Below are 16,885 nucleotides of genomic sequence, written 5' to 3'. Positions count from 1 at the left end.
ACGCGGTTCACAGGATCCGGGCCGCGCCGACGGAGGGTGCGGCCGTCGTGATCCGCGGTGGCGCGTGCCCCGCGCGGGCGAAGGCCTCCGTCACCGCCCGGGTCACCACCGGCTCGGCCTCCGCATCGAGGAGGGCCAGCGCGGAGCCGCCGAAGCCGCCGCCGGTCATCCGGGCCCCGTACGCGCCCGCCGCGTTCGCGGTGGCCACCGCGAGGTCGAGCTCCGCGCAGGAGACCGCGTAGTCGTCGCGGAGCGAGCGGTGTCCCTCGGTCAGCAGCGGTCCCGTCTCCCGCAGCCGCCCGGCCCGCAGCAGGGCCTCGACCCGTACGACGCGTTCGTTCTCGGTGACGACGTGTCGGACCCGGCTGCGCGCGACCGGGTCCGGCAGGCGGGCGAGCGCCTGCTCCAGCTCGCGGTACGGGAGGTCGCGCAGCGCGGGCAGGCCCAGGGCGGCGGCCGCCCCGTGGCAGGAGGCGCGGCGCTCGGCGTACGCCCCGTCGGCCAGGTCGTGCTTGACCCGTGTGTCGATGACCAGGAGGCGAAGGCCCGCGGCCGCGCAATCGAAGGGGATGTGCGCCTGTCGGAGGCTGCGGGTGTCCAGGTGGAGGGCGTGGTCGTCGATGGCGCACGCCGAGGCCATCTGGTCCATCACCCCGCACGGCACGCCGACGTAGGCGTTCTCCGCGCGGCGGGCGAGCGCGGCCAGTTCGGGGCGGGTGAGCGGGATCCCGTACAGGTCGGTGAGGGCCAGCGCGGTGGCCACCTCCAGGGCGGCGGAGGAGGACAGCCCGGCCCCCGCCGGCACCTCGGACCGTACGTGCAGATCGGCGCCCCCGACCGGAAGACCGGCCTCCCGCAGGGCCCAGAGCACGCCGGCCGGATACGCGGCCCAGCCGTCGGAGCCCTTCGGGGGCCGCGCGGGGTCGAGCTCGGCGGGGTCGAGGGTCACCACCCCGGAGGGGGTGTCGGCGGAGTGGAGCCTGAGCATCCCGTCGGTGCGCCGGGCGGCGGCCGCCTCGGTGCGCTGCGGGAGGGCGAAGGGCAGGGCGAAACCGTCGTTGTAGTCGGTGTGCTCGCCGATCAGGTTGACCCGGCCGGGTGCCGCCCAGACCCCCTCGGGCGGGTACCCGTACAGCTCCTTGAACTCCTGGGCCGTCCCGCTCACCGGCTCGCCACCTCCCGCAGCCGCGCGGCCGCGTCCTCGGGCCGCACGTCGTTCATGTAGGCCTCCATCCCGGATTCGGTCCCCGCCAGGTACTTGAGCTTGTCGGCGGTGCGGCGGACGGTGAAGAGCTCCAGGTGGAGCGCGAAGTCGGCGCGGCCCTCGCGCGTGGTCGGCGCCTGGTGCCAGGCGGAGACGTACGGGGTGGGGTCGGACCGCCCGAAGAGCCGGTCGAAGCGGCGCAGCAGTTCCAGGTAGACGCGGGGGAACTCGGCGCGGGCCGGGCCGTCCAGGGCGGTCAGGTCGGCCGCCCGGCGGTGCGGGTAGAGGTGGACCTCGTACGGCCAGCGTGCCGCGTAGGGCACGAAGGCGGTCCAGTGCTCGGCTTCGAGGACGACGCGGGTGCCTTCGGCCCGCTCGGCGGCGAGCACCTCCTCGAAGAGGTTGCCGCCGGTGGCCGCGCGGTGGGCGGCCACGGTGGCGAGCATGCGGGTCGTGCGCGGGGTGACGAACGGGAACGCGTAGATCTGGCCGTGCGGGTGCGAGAGGGTGACACCGATCTCGGCGCCCCGGTTCTCGAAGCAGTACACCTGGCGGACGCCCTCGCGGGCGGAGAGTTCGGCCGTGCGGTCGGTCCAGGCGGCCAGCACCAGCGCGGCGCGCTCCTCGTCGAGCTCGGCGAAGGAGGTCCGGTGGTCGGGGGTGAAGCAGATGACCTCGCAGCGGCCGGTGTCGCCGGCGAGCGAGGGGAAGCGGTTCTCGAAGACGACGACCTCGTAGTCGGGGGCCGGGACCTCGCCGGCCCGGCCTTCGGTGGAGGGGCAGAGCGGGCAGGCGTCGGCGGGCGGCAGGTAGGTGCGGCCCTGGCGGTGGGAGGCGATGACGACGGCGTCCCCGAGGAGGGGGTCGCGGCGCACCTCGGAGGTGGTGGCGGAGGCTTCGAGGGGGCGGGTGTCGGGGATGGCGCGGGCTGCGTCGTCGTCGGTGTCGTAGTAGAGGATCTCGCGGCCGTCGGCCAGGCGGGTGCTCGTTCGCTTCACGGGGCCAGCTTCTCTCACTGCCGCCGCCTGGGTCACTGGCGGGTACCGACCTCGTACGAGCGGGCCTGGGCGCCGTTCCTCTCCAACGGGCCGGTCATGGGTGCGGGCGAAGCGGAGCGGGTCCGTCGGCGGGGGCCGGCCGCCGCGCGGGTCCCACCGGCGCTACCTTGACGACAGGACCGGGGTTTCAGGTGCCGGCGACACAAGGGGCGGGGCGGAATGGGACGTGACGACGGTCAGGTATGGCGGCTGGAGCGCCGGTGGGGGCAGGAACACGGCCGGGAGCTCGTGGGCGAGATCGCGATCGCGGGGTTCGACTTCCCGTGGTTGAGCGGCCGCTTCACCCCGCAGCCTGCGTTCGCGGTGTTCAAGCCCTGGTTCGACGAGGCCCGCGCCGTGCTGGCGGAGGAGGACTTCGAGCGGTTCGACGAGGTCTACGCGTCGATTGCGCGGAGGCTCACCCTGGTCTCTCCGACCGGCCCGGTCGCCGAGTTCCTGCTGCACATCGAAGGAGACGAGGCGCGGTTCCGGTGGAGCGACACCCCGTTCGAGCCCTGACGGCGCCGCGCGCGCCGGTGCCGCATGCACCGGCACCGCACGCGCCGGCGCCGACGCCGACGCCGTGCGGCTGTCCTGGACATGCCGCTTAGGGTGAGGAGGCACCCCGCCCAGGTCGTCGGGCAGTCCGGACCCGGCCCCGTTACCCAGGAGTCACCCATGGCGCGCTCGCTCGACGGCCTCGTCTTCGCCCCGGTCGCCGACCAGGCGCCGGGCCAGGTCGGCCGGGAGACCCGGTTCGTGTACCACGAACAAGGCGACCGGATCTGGGCCGAGTACTCGGGTGGCGACGTGGCCAGGGGCCACCTGGTCGGCACCCGCTCCGGCGATGGGCTCGACTTCCGCTACGTCCAGCTCCGGCACGACGGCACCACCGCGTCCGGGCACTGCACCTCGCTCGTGACGGAACTCCCCGACGGCCGGCTCCGCCTGGCGGAGACGTGGACGTGGGAGTCCCATCAGGGCAGCGGCACCAGCGTGGTCGAGCAGCTGCCTGCCTGAGGCCTCGGATCTCAGCGGATCCGGGCTGCCTGGCGACCGCCACCGACCGCCGCCGGTCACAGCCGGACGACCGCGCCCCCGCAAGCGGTTTCCGGCGACCGCCCCCACCACCGGCCGGTTCCGGCCAATCGCCGCCCCCGCGCTGCGGCCGGACCCCGACCCACCCCGTCGGCACACCGGCGCCCCCACACCCGCCAGGTCGGCCGGATCGCGCTGCTCCACCCTCCGGGCTGCTGTGTACTCACTCCTCCGCTCCCCCGGCGCACCCGCCCCGGCCTCCGCCCCTGGAGGCAGGGGTCTCCTCGTCATGCCGCCGTCCGAGGGGGCGGAGCGACTTCCCTCACCGACGAGTTGGAGGAGGAACACCATGGCCCGGAAGCAAGCCGAGGAACCGAAAGCCGCTGCCCTGCCCGCGCCCCCGGAGTTCACGTACGCCTGGGGGCAGCACAACAAGACCATGGAACAGCTCTCGCTGGTCGACATGGCCCGCCGGGTGCCGGCCGCGCTCGCCCAGACCGCCCGGCTGGCCTGGGCGGTGAACCGGACCGCGTTCGTCTGGCTCGTCTGCGCCCAGGTACTCGGCGGCGTCTGCACCGCCGCCGCCCTCACGGCCGTCTCCCGGGCCATGGGCCCTCTGCTCGCCGCCGGCACCGTCGAGGAGCGCGTCACGGGCGCCGCCTGGCCGCTCGCCGCCGCAGCGGCCATGACGGCCCTGGGGGCGCTGGCCTCCCTCGCGTCCGGGAGTGCCGCCCGGCGCCTGAATCCCGGCATGTCGACCATCGCCGATCTGGCGATGGTCGACGCCCACATGGACGTCGAGCTGTCCGCCTACGACGCCCCCGACTTCTCCGAGCGCTCCGAGGCCGCCGAAACCGGATCCGCGCGCTCCGCAATGCTGCTGCAGGACGCGCTCGGCTTCTCCGGCGGCCTGATCGACATGGTCGCCGTCGCGTCGGTCCTGTCCGTCGTCCACCCCGTGCTGCTGCCCCTGCTCCTGCTGTCGGTCATCCCCCGCGGCCTCGGCTCCGTCTTCGCCGCCCGCCTCGACTACCGCCTCCACAACGAGACCGTCGCCTCGCGCAACATCCGCCACATGATGCGCTGGCACCTCACCACCCCCAAGCTCGCGGACGAGCTGCGCGGCAACAGCATGCGCCCGTACGCCCACCACTGGTACGCCGCCGTCTGCGCCCGGATCGACTCCACCATGGTCGGCTCCGCGCCCCGCTACCTGGCCGTCCACCTCACCGCCGCGGTGGTCTCCGGCCTCTTCACCGTCCTGACCTGGGCCTGCCTCGGCGCGCTCGTGGTCGGCGGTTACATGGCACTCGGAGCCGCCGGTACCGCGATCGTCGCCATGCGCACCTCCACCGCCGCCCTGTCGCAGCTCGTGGTGTACGGCGCCGCCATGTTCCAACACGCCCTCTACCTCGGCGACTACGCCGCCTTCATCCGCCAGGCAGCCGAGCAGTCCGGGCCGCGCGGCCCCCAGGAGCTGGAGGCCCCGGGGAAGATCCGCCTTGAGGCGGCCACGTACACCTACCCGGGCAAGGACAGCCCCGCGCTCGGACCGGTCGACCTCACGCTCCACCGCGGCGAGGTCGTCGCCCTCGTCGGCGAGAACGGCGCCGGCAAGTCCACCTTCATCCGCCTCCTCACCAGCCTCACCGCCCCCACCACCGGCACGGTCACCTGGGACGGCGTACCGACCGCCGACGCCGACCAGCGCTCCGCCTGGCGGCACGTCGGGCTCGTCACCCAGTCCTACGGGTACTGGCCCTTCTCCGCCCGCGAGAACATCACCCTCGGCCAACCCGACCCCCGCGGCGAGGAGGCGGTCTGGGACGCCCTCGCCGCCGTCGGCATGAAGGACACCGTCGCGGCGTTCCCGAGCGGCCTCGACACCCTGCTGGCCCGCTCCCTGTGGGGCGGTCACGAGCCCTCCGGCGGCCAGTGGCAGCGCATCGCGTGTGCCCGGGCCTTCCACCGCAGGCCGGGCCTGCTCGTCATGGACGAGCCGACCTCCGCCATGGACCCCCGGGGCGAGCACATGGTCTTCTCCGGGCTGCGCGACATGAAGGACGACCGCATCACGGTCATCGTCACCCACCGCATGGAGAACTGCCGCCTCGCCGACCGCATCATCGTCCTCGACGCCGGCCGGATCACCGAACAGGGCACGTACGAGGAACTCGTCCGCAATGGCGGCTCCTTCGCCGAACTCGTCCGTCTCTCCCAGGACCGCTAGTGCTGTGACCGGAAAGGTCCACCGGGTCGCGCCGCCCGGCACGACACCTCGCTGCGTTGTCGGACCACGCAAGTACGTCCAGTACGAGCCGCGGGCCTCCGCCTTGCGGTGCACCGCACCGGACAACGCGACCCGGCAAACCTTGCCGGCCACAGCACTAGGCGGCGTCCGCCGCACGGCGGGGGCGTCGGCGCCCCCGCCGTGCGGCACTGGTCGCGCGGTCGTCCCGCTCGGGGACACCGGTCTGCCGGGAGCCGCCCCGACGCCGCTGTGGTACCGGGACGTCCTCCTCGACCTCCCGAACCCGGTGGCGAGGGGGCGTGAAGGGTGACATAACGTGCCCTCCATGGATCAGGAGCACATAGCCGGGGGCGGCGAAGGGGCGGCCAGGCGGCGCTTCCTCGCCCTCGCGACGGGGGCGGCCACCGTTGCCGGGCTGGGAGCCGTGGGCGGCTGTGCGAGCCCGGGCGGGGCAGGCCGGGCGGACCTGGGACCGGGGGCCGGCAAGGGCCCCGCCGCCAGTGGCTCCGCCGGGAAGACGACCGGTCCGGGCGCCTTCGACGTCAAGGCCGAGAACGCCCGCCCCGGGAACGCCGACTGGCACGTCACCAAGGCCGGGCCCGCGCGGGCCATCGAGGGCTTCGCCGACCGGGTCAGTGTCCTGCCCGGCGAGTCGTTCGGGCTGCACGTGTCCACCACCGCGCCCCGGTTCACGGTCTCCGCCTACCGGATGGGCTGGTACGGCGGCGCCCGCGCCCGGCTGGTGTGGCGCTCCGAGGCGCTGCCCGGCATCCGGCAGCCCGAGCACACCGTGGACTCCGCGACGCGCATGGTCCGCACCCGGTGGCCCCGTACGGCCACGGTCGACACCAAGGGCTGGCCGGAAGGCTGCTACCTGCTGCGGCTCGACGCACAGGGCGCCGAGGGGCAGCGGTTCGTGCCCGTCACCGTCCGGTCGGCGGCCACGGCGGGACGTACCGTCGTCGTGAACGCGGTGGCGACCTGGCAGGCGTACAACCGGTGGGGCGGTTACGGCAGCTACGACGGCCCGAGCGGCGGCTACGCCTCCCGGTCCCTCGCCGTGACCTTCGACCGGCCGTACGAGTACGACGACGGCGCGGGTCTCTTCCTGGTGTACGAGGCGCCGCTGCTGGCCCTCGCCGAGCGGCTCGGCCTACCGCTGGCCTACGCGACGACCACGGACGTGGCGCGCGAGAAGCGGCTGCTGGAAGGAGCCGCCGCGGTGCTGTCCCTCGGCCACGACGAGTACTGGTCGCCCGAGCAGCGGGCCCGCTTCACGGCAGCCCGGGACGCCGGGACGAACATCGCGATCCTCGGCGCCAACTGCTGTTTCCGCAGGATCCGCCTGGAGCCCTCCGACCTCGGGCCGGACCGCACGGTGGTCTGCTACAAGTCCTCCTACGACCAGGACCCGGGGTTCAAACGGGGCCAGCCGGCCACGGTCGACTTCCGCTCGGCCCCGGGGGCCGACCCGGAGAGCTCGTTGCTCGGCGTGATCTACGACGGGTACCCGGTGGACGCCCCCTACGTGGTGACCAACCCGGGGCACTGGCTCTTCGAAGGGACCGGCGTGAAGGCCGGCGACCACTTCCCGCACCTGGTGGGCGTCGAGTACGACAAGGTCGACACCGCTTTTCCGACGCCCCGCCCGATCGAGATCCTGGCCCACTCACCCGTGGTGTGCGAGGGCCGGCCGAGCCACCAGGACACGGCCTATTACACGGCGTCGAGCGGCGCGGGAGTGTTCGCCACCGGGACGATGCGGTGGGTGGAGGCCCTGGACGCCACCGGCGACGGGCGCAGCGGGGCCAACCACGGACTGGACGCGCGCTCAGGAGCGTTCACCTCGCGCGTGACGGAGAACATGCTGCGGGTGTTCGCGGCAGGGCCGGCGGGGCGGACACATCCGGCGCAGGACAACGTCAAGGCGGTGTACGGGGGTTCGTGACGGTGGCGTCGGCCGTGCCGGATGGCCGGATTGTGGTGGACTCCTCCCGGAACGGGTGATTAGGATCGTGATCACGGCATCGCGTGCCGGTCACCGACCGGGTGAGGCATGGAGGTGCCCGTGATGTGCCTTGCGGAGGCATTCACCCATGTCAGTCCACCTGAACCACACGATCATCCACTCCCGTGACAAGCGGGAGTCCGCCGAATTCCTGGCGCACGTCCTCGGCTTGGAGGTCGGGGCGGAGTGGGGCCCCTTCATCCCGGTGTCCACCGGCAATGACGTCACCCTGGACTTCGCGACCGCACCGGCGGAGTCCATCGCGGTGCAGCACTACGCGTTCCTGGTCTCCGAGGAGGAGTTCGACGCGTCCTTCGAGAAGATCCGGTCGGCGGGGATCCAGTACTTCGCCGACCCGTACATGAAGCAGCCGGGCGAGATCAACCACAACGACGGCGGCCGCGGACTGTACTTCCTCGACCCGTCGGGACACGGGATGGAGATCATCACCCGTCCGTACGGGTACACGGAGAACACCGGCTGACGCCCACGCCGTCGGGCCCGCTCCCCGGGAGAGGCGGGAAGGGGGTGGGCCAACGACGGGTGCCGGGACTCGGCTCGCGATCCGCCGGACGAGCCCTGGCCGAGGCCACGGCGCGTCCTGCATGATGCATGCCCGTCCGAGTCTTCTGGAGGAGCCGGCCATGCGCACCGTCCACACCTTCGCTGCGGCACTCGTCGTCACCGCGGCCCTGGCCGGCTGCTCCGGCAGCCACCCGAAGCCGGCGCCCACCACCCCACCGCCAACGCCGCCGGGCTCGACCGCCGGTTCCTCCCCGGCCTCCACCACGGAGCAGCAGACGGCCGCGTGCATCAAGGCCATCGTGGAGCAGGGTTCCACGAAGCCCGGACAGCTGACCGTCGACCCCCGCCCGGAAGCCTGCACCGGCCTCGACGACACCACCTACGTGAACGCCTACTACGACGCCCTGAAGGAGATCAACGAGAAGGGTCGGGCCGCGCTCGGCGGCGGATCCACCGGCGGCTGACACGCCGTACGCGCGTCGGCGGATCCCGGGCGAACGCCGAACGCCCAGCCGGGGCGGGGCTCCAGTCTGGGCGTTCGGGGTGTTCGTACCGCTCACCGCCGACAAGCAAGCCCTCGTCATGGCCACCATCGCCGCGGCACTGGCGCTGTGGGAGCGGACGCAGATCGTGCCCCCGGTCGCCACCACGGCGCTGGAGCAGTCCAGCCCGATCAAACTCGTCCCGCCCCAGGCGGTGTAGGTAACGTGCCGTTGGCGCCGCCGCTCGCGCTGCAAGGCCCGCCTGAGCGAGTACTACCGGACCAGGTACCAGCAGGCCAACGGCAAGGACAAGGTCTTCGAGCAGAGCCTGAAGCGGCTGTATGGCATCACGCTCGCCGAGTACAACCGCATGGCGGCGGTGGACCACGATCACGTCACGGGCAAGATACGAGCCCTGCTCTGCCACCACTGCAACCTGCTGCTCGGCAACGCAAGAGACTCCCCAGAGCGGCTCCGCCTGGCGATCGTCTACCTGGACCGCCACCGCACCCTCGCCGCCGGACTCGCCGAGCGGCTCCAGACCGAGGAGACGTCGTGAGCACCCATCCCCTTCGCTTCCGCCTCCACGGCGGCCGTAACGTCCACAGTGCGGTTCACGTCTGGCGCGCCGCCCTTTGCGGCTTGCGGTCAGATCATCGTCGACAAGGACGAACGTCAGGACGAAAGGACCCGGATCACCTGCAGCGCCTGCAAGGCAGCTCTGGGCCTGACCGCTTAAGGGAACGTTATGCGCTCCCCGGAACGACTTCCTCCGCAAGGGTTGACGCGGGCTCACCCTCGGGCGGATTGTGATCGCCTCGGCCGCACGACGCTGGAGGTCTCGTGAGCGAGTTCCACACAAGGGTGATGACACCGTCGAACGGCACAGCCGTCCGAACGGTACTGGCTGGACCGGACTCGGAGATGAGCGACGAGGAGCTCCTCAAGCGGTACCCCCGCGTCGCTGAAATCCTGGCACGCTGGGACAGCGAGGAACTGGACTAGGAGCACGATGCCTCGCCGGAAGAAGCCGCCCATGGCCCATTTTCGAGCCGTGGGCCGACCGTAACTTGACCACGATCCGCCACCACGCCGACCGTCAGCGCATCGGAATCATCGTGCACTCCGCGACCGGCGACGAGCAGAGCTGGTACCTCAGGCGGGAGTACCACGGCGGCAGCCCCACTCGCCGCGATGACGCGCAAAGTGCCGTAACGGCCGCGTGCGACGGTTACCCCGCGTTGGTGCAAGCCGAGGAGGCTCAGCGGGAGCAGGACCAGCGATGGGAGCGCGCCGCCCGCTTGCAGGGTGGCGCAATGGCACGTGCTGTGCGCGTCCCATGGGAGGTCAGTCGAAGTGACCGCTGCTTGAGCAGCCTTCACGCCCGCCCCCACATCCAGCGGGGCGGGCGTTCTGCTGTCCGGAATCTTGCTCTGTCATATGCCTACCGCCCACCGGCCTGCGGGTCTACGGTGTGCACGCCGGAGCCCCGGGGCCGGCGTCCCTCCCGGCCCTCCCCACGGGAGGGCTGCCGCGCGTCCCCGCCACGGGTAGTCGCATCCCGCGCCGGGGTTGCCGCGACGGCAGCCGCAGGCCGATCCGTGTCCGGAGTTCCTCGGCCGCCGCGCCTCCCCGAGCGTCGTTTAGGGACCGCCTGCGTCGTCGTCGCCCGGCCGCCACGGCGCCGGGATGCGCACAGGCGCCGGCCGGGTGAACCTGAAGGAGATCCCGACCCCTCATACACAAGGGATAGCCATGATCAAGAAGCTGCACGAAATGGGCATGCGAAGCGAGCACGCATACATGGCAGCGTTCGCCTCGATCGGTCTTTCCATCGCCACATGGGTGACGTCCCTCAACGTCGAACCGGGGGCCGGCATCGCTCGCGCCGACCGGTGGGGAATCTTCGTTGGCGAATGGGCCCCCACCTTCTTCGGGCTTGGCCTGGCCCTGTCCCACTACGAGCAGTCGGAGGGCACCCTCCTCGCCAGCGTCAGCGACATCCGCGAGGAACGAGGGGCCATGTAGCACCTGCCGCAGTCCCGCACGCCGAGCGCCGTGTCCGGCCGGCAGGGCGTACACGCCTCAACGCCGTCAGCGAGCGCCCGGCGGACCGTCTCCCGGTCGGCAGCCCGGCAGCGACTGCGGATGTCCCAGCAGTCGCCGCGGACGGGTTGCCGACCCGAGCCGATGCCGTGCTCGATCAGCCAGGCCGGCGGTGGGAGCGGCGGCAGGCGGGCGGCTTCGGCGGCCAGGCGCTGCTCCTCCGCGGCTGAGGCTCAGGGCCAGCCACGTCTCCATAGTGCGGAGGCGGGGCAGGCCAGGCAGGAGATCGGACACAAGTCCGATTCCACGTCGATCGGCGCACGCCGTTGTCAGTTGCGGGGATGCGGCCGGGCAGATGTGCACCACCGCCCGACCGTGGCATGAGCCTCGTCGGAAGCATGCTGGAGCTGGATCGAGTCGTCGTTCAGTTCGATTGCGACCCGCCGGATCCTAAGCGGCGGGTACGACACTCGCTCGCAGCCATTCGGCGAGCAGCTCCTCGTACTCCTCCGAGCGGGCCCGCCCGGCCAGCACGAGCGCCCGCCGGTCGCGGTTAATCTCCGCGAGCGGGTGCACAGGGCCGGAGCCGGCAGGGGTGGGGGACATGCCGAACCGGATATCGGCCGGAGGTGAGCCCGCCGTAGGCTTGCCCGCATGATTCGGACTGTCGTGCTCGATGTCGGCGAGACCATCCCCCGAGACGACCGCTACTGGGCATCATGGGCAGACTGGCTCAACATCCCCCGCCACACGCTATCCGCGCTCGTCGGCGCCGTCGTCGTCGATGGCCGCGACAACGCCGACGCGCTGCGCCTGCTCCGCCCCGGCATCGACGTGGGCGCCGAGTACCGGGCCCGCGAGGCCGCCGGCCGCGGCGAACAGCTGGACGAGACCGACCTGTACGACGACGCCCGTCTCGCGCTCACCGCACTACGGGCCGCAGGCACCCGCGTCATCGTCGCCGGCAACCAAACGACGAAAGCCGCCGACCTGCTGAGGGCCCTCAACCTGCCGGCCGATTTGGTCGTCACCTCCGGCGAGTGGGGTGTAGCCAAGCCCAGCCCAGACTTCTTCCACCAGGTCATCGGCGTATCCGGCGCCCCCGCCGAGGAAACCCTGTACGTCGGCGACCACCCCGAGAACGACATCTTTCCCGCCCGCACAGCCGGCCTGCTGACCGCGCACCTGCGCCGCGGCCCCTGGGGCTTCTGGTGGGCCGACAACGAGATCGTGCGCCGGGCCGCCGACTACTCCATCGACTCCCTGCTCGACCTCGTCGACATCGTCAACCAGTCCTGACGAACAGCCTGTTCGAGGCGGCGAGGGCCGGTAGCGTGCGCTGACACGCACCTTGAACGGAGCACGATGGCCAGCCACCTCGGGCAGCGCCTCGCCACAGCCCGCCGCACCCGCCGAATGAGCCAGGACCACCCCGCCCGCGCAGCGCACGTCTCCCTCAGCATGCTCCGCAAAGTCGAGCAGGGCACCCGTACCCCGGCGACGACACCCTCGAAGCCATCGCCGGCACGCTCGGCATGGACCCCGGTCGGCTCCTGCCCCGGCCACGACCGCTCCGCCAGTCGCTCTTGCGTGAGATTCTCGCCAATCCGGGCGACGCGGATGCGGTCCCCCACGGACTTCTGCGCATCGAGGATCCAGCGATCTTGTGCAGGCGGCACCCGCCCAGGTCAACCCAGCAAGATCATTTTGTCAGCAGCAGAGCTGAAGCATTCTGTGATCAACGTCGATCCGGTCGACCGAAAGAGCCAGCGGTCGGTGATGGGTTGGGGGACGCGATCCACCCGACAGAGTTCCAGGAGACTCCAGCAGACTCCCTGTAGATTCCAAGGAAACGCCAACGCCCAGACGAGAGAGGTACTCTCACCTGGGCGCTTGCGGCGAAGCCGCGGATGAACTTTGCAGGGGCGGCAGGATTCGAACCTGCGGCATCTGGTTTTGGAGACCAGCGCTCTGGCCAACTGAGCTACACCCCTTCGCTGAGACCAACCATGTCATGACGCGGCCCCGGGATCCACTTGTTTTTGGATCAAGTGGGTCGGGCTGCGCCGCAGCACCTCGCCCTTGGACCGCGTCAGCGTGGCGCAGGGTCCGGCCTGCAGGGCTGTTCGGCCTGGCCACCGCCGCCGACCGGGACCCTCCCGGCTCGTGCTCGGCGCGGGCCGGGTCGCGAGCCCTCTTGCGTACGGCTCCCCACCCCGCGGCTGACCGGGCCGGTCACCCGCCGTGAGCCGTGGCCAGGGCCTTCGTCTCCGCGAAGGCGGGCACGCGGCCGGTGCCGCCCCGTCCGAACACCGACAGGGACGCGGCCGCCATGCCGTACGCGACCGCGTCGGCAAGGCTGTCGCCCAGGGCCAGTCGCGCGGTGGCGGTGCCGGTGAAGCAGTCCCCGGCGCCCGTGGCGTCAACGGGGTCCGGCACGACCGGCACGGGGTGGTACTCCGCCCGCGTGCCGTCGTCCAGAACAGCCGGTCCGCGCCCGCTGTGGCGACGACCGTACGGGCCCCGAGCGCGCGGCAGCGGGCCGCGGCGGTGAGCGGATCGCCGGTGTCCACGAGGGCCAGGGTGTCGGCCGGGCAGGACGTCTTCAGGAGTCCGGCCGGCGGGGCGATCCCGGCCAGCAGGTCCCGCGCCTCGGACCGTCCCGCGAGCCGGGGGCGGAAGTTGGAGTCGTACGAGACGTGCCCGTCGGCCGCGTGCACGGCCCGGGCCGCGGCCAGCACCGCGGCCCGCCCGCCCGGTGCCAGGGTTCCGGTGATCCCGCTGGTGACGAGCGCCTTCGAGCGGGTCAGCAGCTTCCGCCAGGAGGCGACGTGTCCGGTGGAGAGGGTCGAGCCGGCGCTGCCGGTGCGCCAGTAGACGAAGGCGCGGTCGCCCCCGGTGTCGGCGGCGAGCAGGTATGGGGAGACGTCCACGCCGAGTTCGGCCGCGCGGCGCAGCAGGGGCACCCTGAGCTCGTCGTCCCCGACGACGGCGAGCAGGGCGGTGCGGGCCCCGGCCGCGGCGGCGGCCGCAGCGGCGTTCAGGGCGTCACCGGAGTAGGAGAGGCGGGCCGAGGTCCGTCGACGGCCCGGCCGAGGGCGGTGTCGGCGTGGATCTCGACCAGCACCTCGCCGAGACGAGCACGTCGTACTCCGCCGTCCGCCCCGGCCCGGTCATGGCCCGGTCCCGCAGCCGGCGTCGGCACGGGCGGCGCCCCGCTCGCCCCACCCGGCCGACGCGGCGAAGACGGCGGCCAGTTCACCCGGATCGTCCGGCAGCCCGGCGCCGATGCCGACGGCCGCGGCTCCGGCGTCGAGCCACGCGCGGGCCTCACCGAGGCGGATGCCGCCGGTCGGGATCAGCAGCGCCTCGGGGAGCACCGCCGTGAGGGAGCGGATGGCGGATGAACCGCGGGCCCCGACGTGCGCCGGGAAGACCTTGGCGGCGCCTGCGGACCGGACGGCGGAGGCGATCTCGGCGGGGGTGAAGCCGCCTTCGACGAACCCGCCTCACGCCGCACGGCGAGGCCGCCGCCGTCACATCGGTGAGGCGGTGGGGGCCTCCGGGCGAAGCCACCGCCTCCAGGATCCGCATACCGAAGTCGAGCACCTTCCGGATCCTCGCCTCGCTGGTCGAGCAGGGCTTCGTCCGCGTCGACGCGGACTTCCGCTACGGGGTGGGCCCGCGCCTGCGGGGGCTCGCCGCGCTGGTCGGTGGCGGCGAGCCGGCGGACATCGGGCGGATCCTGGGCGAGTTGCAGCAGGACACCGGCCAGATCGTGCACCTGGCCCTGCACGGCGGGGAGTCCCTCACCTACATCCGGAAGCTGGAGGGCGGCCAGCCCTTCCGGACGGCGTCGCGGATCGGGATGCGGATGCCCCTGCACAGCACCGCCGTTGGCAAGAGCATCCTGGCCCACCTGCCGGAGGAGGAGTTCGACGCGTTCGTCCGGGCCGCCGGACTGCCGGAGCGCACCCCGCGGACGCTGACCGACGTGCGCGCCCTGCGGGCGGAACTGGCGCTGGTCCGCGCCCGGGGCTACGCGTTGGACGACGAGGAGAACGAGCCTGCCGTCCGCTGTGTCGGCGCTCCGGTCCTCGACGCCGGAGGACACCCGGTCGGCGGAGTCAGCGTCACCGCGCTCGCCCCTCTCGTCGTGCGCGAGGAGATCGAGTCGTACGCCCCGATGGTGCACGCGGCCGCCGAGGCACTGGCTCCCCTGCTGTAGCGACCCCGGAGGGCGGTGCCCGGGGCCGTACGGGGGGATGCGATGCTTGCGGCGCCGAGGCGGCCCCACCCGGTCGGACGCGTCCGTACGGCCCCGTTCGGCACGGGCCGCGAACTCGCCCTCCGGATTTTCGCGATAAGTGTTATCCGAGCTCCCCTCGACGGTCTCCCAGGTATTGGGCATCATCGACGGCCGGTACGGACAGGGAACAGCACATGACTACTGAGCACACGGCAGCGCTGGTGGCAGCGGCCCGCGCGGGCGACCCCCGCGCGCAGGACGAACTCGTCGGCACCTATCTGCCGCTCGTCTACAACATCGTCGGGCGGGCCCTGAACGGGTCCTGCGACGTGGACGACGTGGTGCAGGACACGATGCTCCGCGCGCTCGACGGGCTGGGCGGGCTGCGCTCGGACGAGAGCTTCCGGTCCTGGCTGGTCGCGATCGCCATGAACCGGGTGCGTGCGCACTGGCAGGCCCGGCACAGCGCCCCCGGCGAGAGCGGCCTGGAAGCCGCCTGGGAGCTCGCCGATCCCGGCGCCGACTTCGTGGACCTGACCGTCGTACGGCTCCAGTTGGAGGGCCAGCGGCGGGAAACCGCCCGGGCCACCCGCTGGCTGGAGCCCGAGGACCGGGCGCTGCTGTCGCTGTGGTGGCTGGAGTGCGCCGGCGAGCTGACCCGCGCCGAGATGGCCGCGGCCCTGGAACTCTCCCCGCAGCACACCGCGGTGCGGGTGCAGCGGATGAAGGCGCAGTTGGAGTCGGCGCGGGTGGTGGAGCGGGCGCTGGACGCCCAGCCGCCGTGCGAGACCCTGCGGACGGTGACGGCCGGCTGGGACGGGGTCGCGTCGACGCTGTGGCGCAAGCGAATAGCCCGGCACGCGCGGGAGTGCCTGCGCTGCGCCGGTCTGTGGAACGGCCTGCTCCCGGCGGAGGGGCTGCTCGCCGGCCTTGCCCTGGTACCGGTGTCGGCGGCCCTGCTGGCCGGCGTACGGTCGGCGGCGGCGGGCGGTTTCGTCCCGGCGGGCGCGGCGTACGGGGCCGACGGCGGCGCGGGCGCGGCCTACGGAGCCGACAGCGGCGCGGGCGCGTACGGAGCCGACAGCGGCGCGGGTGCATACGGATTCGACGGCGGGGCCACGGGCTCGGCCGCGGGCCCGGGCTCCGGCTCCGCGATACCCGCGCAGTCCGCGGACCACGCGACGGAGCTCATCCCGACCGTCTCCGCGCAGGGCGGCGCCCCGGCCGGCACCCCCGGCGGCGGCCGCAGCGTACTGCGCAAGCGCCGCCGCAGCCGTCGGCGGGCCATCGGCGGTGCGGTGATCGCCGCGTGCGTCGCGGGCGGCGGCCTCGCCTACCTCGGCGGCTTCCCCGGTTCGGGCGACACCGAGGCGGAGGGCGCCGCGCCTTCGCCGCTGGCCGCGCTGTCGGCGCCCGAATCCGCGAGCGCCGCGCCCTCGGACTCCGCCTCGCCGTCCGCACCGCCCTCCCCTTCGGCGTCGGCCTCCCCGAGCCCGTCCGCCGAGAGCCCCAGCCCGAGCCCGACGCCGACCGCCTCCAAGACGCCCTCGCCGCGGACCTCCGCGCCCGCTCCGGCGCCCGCCCCGCAGGGGATCGCGGGCCAGGTCATCGCCCTGGTCAACGAGGAGCGCGCCGCGGCCGGCTGTGGCCCCCTCAACGAGGACTCGCAGCTGCGCTCCGCCGCCCAGGGGCATTCCGACGACATGGCGAACCGGGACTTCTTCTCCCACACCAACCCCGACGGCGCCGACCCGGGCAAGCGGACGACGGTCGCGGGCTACCGCTGGTCCACGTACGGGGAGAACATCGCGAAGGGCCAGCAGACGGCGGCCTCGGTGATGGACGCGTGGATGAAGAGCCCCGGCCACCGGGCCAACATACTCAACTGCTCGTTCAAGGACATCGGCGTGGGCATGCACCAGGGCCCCGGCGGCCCCTGGTGGACGCAGAACTTCGGGGCGCGCATGTAGCCCCGCCGGGCCGCCGGCGACCCGTTCCCCCGGCCCGCTCCTGCGACCCACTCCCCCGGCGCGCTTCCCCGGCTG

The 16,885-nt window shown here is 72.9% G+C and carries 18 protein-coding genes, 1 tRNA gene and 2 pseudogenes; 13 read left to right on the top strand and 8 right to left on the bottom strand.

Annotated features, from left to right (window positions below):
• Nucleotides 1–7: 7 nt before the first annotated feature.
• Together galK and galT are read right to left on the bottom strand one after the other, a co-directional pair.
• Entirely contained in the window at nt 8–1,165 is a 1,158-nt protein-coding gene (galK, locus tag AC0666_RS10535; RefSeq protein ID WP_478707433.1) for a galactokinase, read from the bottom strand.
• Nucleotides 1,162–2,202, bottom strand: a complete 1,041-nt coding sequence (gene galT / locus AC0666_RS10530) for a galactose-1-phosphate uridylyltransferase (RefSeq protein WP_478707432.1) — start codon at nt 2,200–2,202, stop codon at nt 1,162–1,164. Before galT ends, galK begins: the two co-directional genes overlap by 4 nt.
• Nucleotides 2,203–2,421: 219 nt before the next feature.
• On the opposite strand from galT, the gene AC0666_RS10525 reads away from it, so the two are divergent.
• From AC0666_RS10525 to AC0666_RS10480, 10 genes are all read left to right on the top strand, one after another.
• The gene (locus tag AC0666_RS10525) at nt 2,422–2,760 is read left to right on the top strand and encodes a hypothetical protein (RefSeq protein ID WP_468963614.1); all 339 of its coding nucleotides are present in this window, start codon (nt 2,422–2,424) and stop codon (nt 2,758–2,760) included.
• A gap of 159 nt (nt 2,761–2,919) precedes the next feature.
• Nucleotides 2,920–3,261, top strand: a complete 342-nt coding sequence (locus AC0666_RS10520) for an avidin-fold protein (RefSeq protein ID WP_468963613.1) — start codon at nt 2,920–2,922, stop codon at nt 3,259–3,261.
• A 367-nt stretch (nt 3,262–3,628) separates the two neighbouring features.
• On the top strand, nt 3,629–5,509 hold the full coding sequence (locus AC0666_RS10515) for an ATP-binding cassette domain-containing protein (protein WP_468963612.1): 1,881 nt from the start codon (nt 3,629–3,631) through the stop codon (nt 5,507–5,509).
• Nucleotides 5,510–5,855: 346 nt separating this feature from the next.
• Nucleotides 5,856–7,478, top strand: a complete 1,623-nt coding sequence (locus AC0666_RS10510) for a N,N-dimethylformamidase beta subunit family domain-containing protein (RefSeq protein ID WP_478707431.1) — start codon at nt 5,856–5,858, stop codon at nt 7,476–7,478.
• A 148-nt stretch (nt 7,479–7,626) separates the two neighbouring features.
• Nucleotides 7,627–8,022, top strand: coding sequence for a VOC family protein (locus AC0666_RS10505; protein ID WP_468963610.1), 396 nt, complete (start codon nt 7,627–7,629; stop codon nt 8,020–8,022).
• A gap of 160 nt (nt 8,023–8,182) precedes the next feature.
• Nucleotides 8,183–8,527, top strand: coding sequence for a hypothetical protein (locus tag AC0666_RS10500; RefSeq protein WP_468963609.1), 345 nt, complete (start codon nt 8,183–8,185; stop codon nt 8,525–8,527).
• A gap of 79 nt (nt 8,528–8,606) precedes the next feature.
• The gene (locus AC0666_RS10495; protein WP_468963608.1) at nt 8,607–8,765 is read left to right on the top strand and encodes a hypothetical protein; all 159 of its coding nucleotides are present in this window, start codon (nt 8,607–8,609) and stop codon (nt 8,763–8,765) included.
• 150 nt (nt 8,766–8,915) lie between these two features.
• Entirely contained in the window at nt 8,916–9,104 is a 189-nt protein-coding gene (locus tag AC0666_RS10490; RefSeq protein WP_478707430.1) for an endonuclease domain-containing protein, read from the top strand.
• A gap of 284 nt (nt 9,105–9,388) precedes the next feature.
• A complete protein-coding gene (locus AC0666_RS10485) occupies nt 9,389–9,550 on the top strand; it encodes a hypothetical protein (RefSeq protein WP_468963606.1) in 162 nt (53 codons plus the stop codon).
• Nucleotides 9,551–10,300: 750 nt separating this feature from the next.
• Nucleotides 10,301–10,573 carry a hypothetical protein gene (locus AC0666_RS10480; protein ID WP_468963605.1) on the top strand — a complete coding sequence of 91 codons (273 nt, stop codon included), beginning with the start codon at nt 10,301–10,303 and terminating at the stop codon, nt 10,571–10,573.
• On the opposite strand, the gene AC0666_RS10475 is transcribed toward AC0666_RS10480, so the two are convergent.
• Together AC0666_RS10475 and AC0666_RS10470 are read right to left on the bottom strand one after the other, a co-directional pair.
• Nucleotides 10,504–10,695 carry a DUF6233 domain-containing protein gene (locus tag AC0666_RS10475; RefSeq protein WP_468964292.1) on the bottom strand — a complete coding sequence of 64 codons (192 nt, stop codon included), beginning with the start codon at nt 10,693–10,695 and terminating at the stop codon, nt 10,504–10,506. The two genes, AC0666_RS10480 and AC0666_RS10475, sit on opposite strands and share 70 nt — an antisense overlap.
• A 346-nt stretch (nt 10,696–11,041) precedes the next feature.
• Complete coding sequence (locus AC0666_RS10470) at nt 11,042–11,197, bottom strand: hypothetical protein (protein WP_478707429.1); 156 nt, start codon at nt 11,195–11,197, stop codon at nt 11,042–11,044.
• Between the two features lie 48 nt (nt 11,198–11,245).
• On the opposite strand from AC0666_RS10470, the gene AC0666_RS10465 reads away from it, so the two are divergent.
• A complete protein-coding gene (locus AC0666_RS10465; RefSeq protein WP_478707428.1) occupies nt 11,246–11,890 on the top strand; it encodes an HAD family hydrolase in 645 nt (214 codons plus the stop codon).
• 621 nt (nt 11,891–12,511) lie between these two features.
• Here AC0666_RS10465 and AC0666_RS10460 read toward each other — a convergent pair.
• The 4 genes and pseudogenes from AC0666_RS10460 to AC0666_RS10445 all read right to left on the bottom strand — a co-directional run.
• Nucleotides 12,512–12,585 (bottom strand) — tRNA-Trp (locus AC0666_RS10460).
• Nucleotides 12,586–12,826: 241 nt separating this feature from the next.
• On the bottom strand, nt 12,827–13,039 hold the full coding sequence (locus AC0666_RS10455; RefSeq protein ID WP_478707427.1) for a PfkB family carbohydrate kinase: 213 nt from the start codon (nt 13,037–13,039) through the stop codon (nt 12,827–12,829).
• An 83-nt stretch (nt 13,040–13,122) separates the two neighbouring features.
• Nucleotides 13,123–13,635: pseudogene (locus tag AC0666_RS10450) on the bottom strand (PfkB family carbohydrate kinase); the annotation flags it as partial.
• Nucleotides 13,636–13,764: 129 nt separating this feature from the next.
• Nucleotides 13,765–14,067: pseudogene (locus AC0666_RS10445) on the bottom strand (bifunctional 4-hydroxy-2-oxoglutarate aldolase/2-dehydro-3-deoxy-phosphogluconate aldolase); the annotation flags it as partial.
• Between the two features lie 68 nt (nt 14,068–14,135).
• Between AC0666_RS10445 and AC0666_RS10440 the strand changes: the two are divergent.
• Together AC0666_RS10440 and AC0666_RS10435 are read left to right on the top strand one after the other, a co-directional pair.
• On the top strand, nt 14,136–14,819 hold the full coding sequence (locus tag AC0666_RS10440) for an IclR family transcriptional regulator (protein ID WP_478707426.1): 684 nt from the start codon (nt 14,136–14,138) through the stop codon (nt 14,817–14,819).
• A gap of 215 nt (nt 14,820–15,034) precedes the next feature.
• Nucleotides 15,035–16,810, top strand: coding sequence for a sigma-70 family RNA polymerase sigma factor (locus tag AC0666_RS10435; RefSeq protein WP_478707425.1), 1,776 nt, complete (start codon nt 15,035–15,037; stop codon nt 16,808–16,810).
• Nucleotides 16,811–16,885: the final 75 nt, after the last annotated feature.

The organism is Streptomyces sp. NPDC043680, assembly GCF_056436685.1.
The sequence above is the reverse complement of the archived record's forward strand: the minus strand, read 5'-3'. Positions and strand labels throughout refer to the sequence as shown.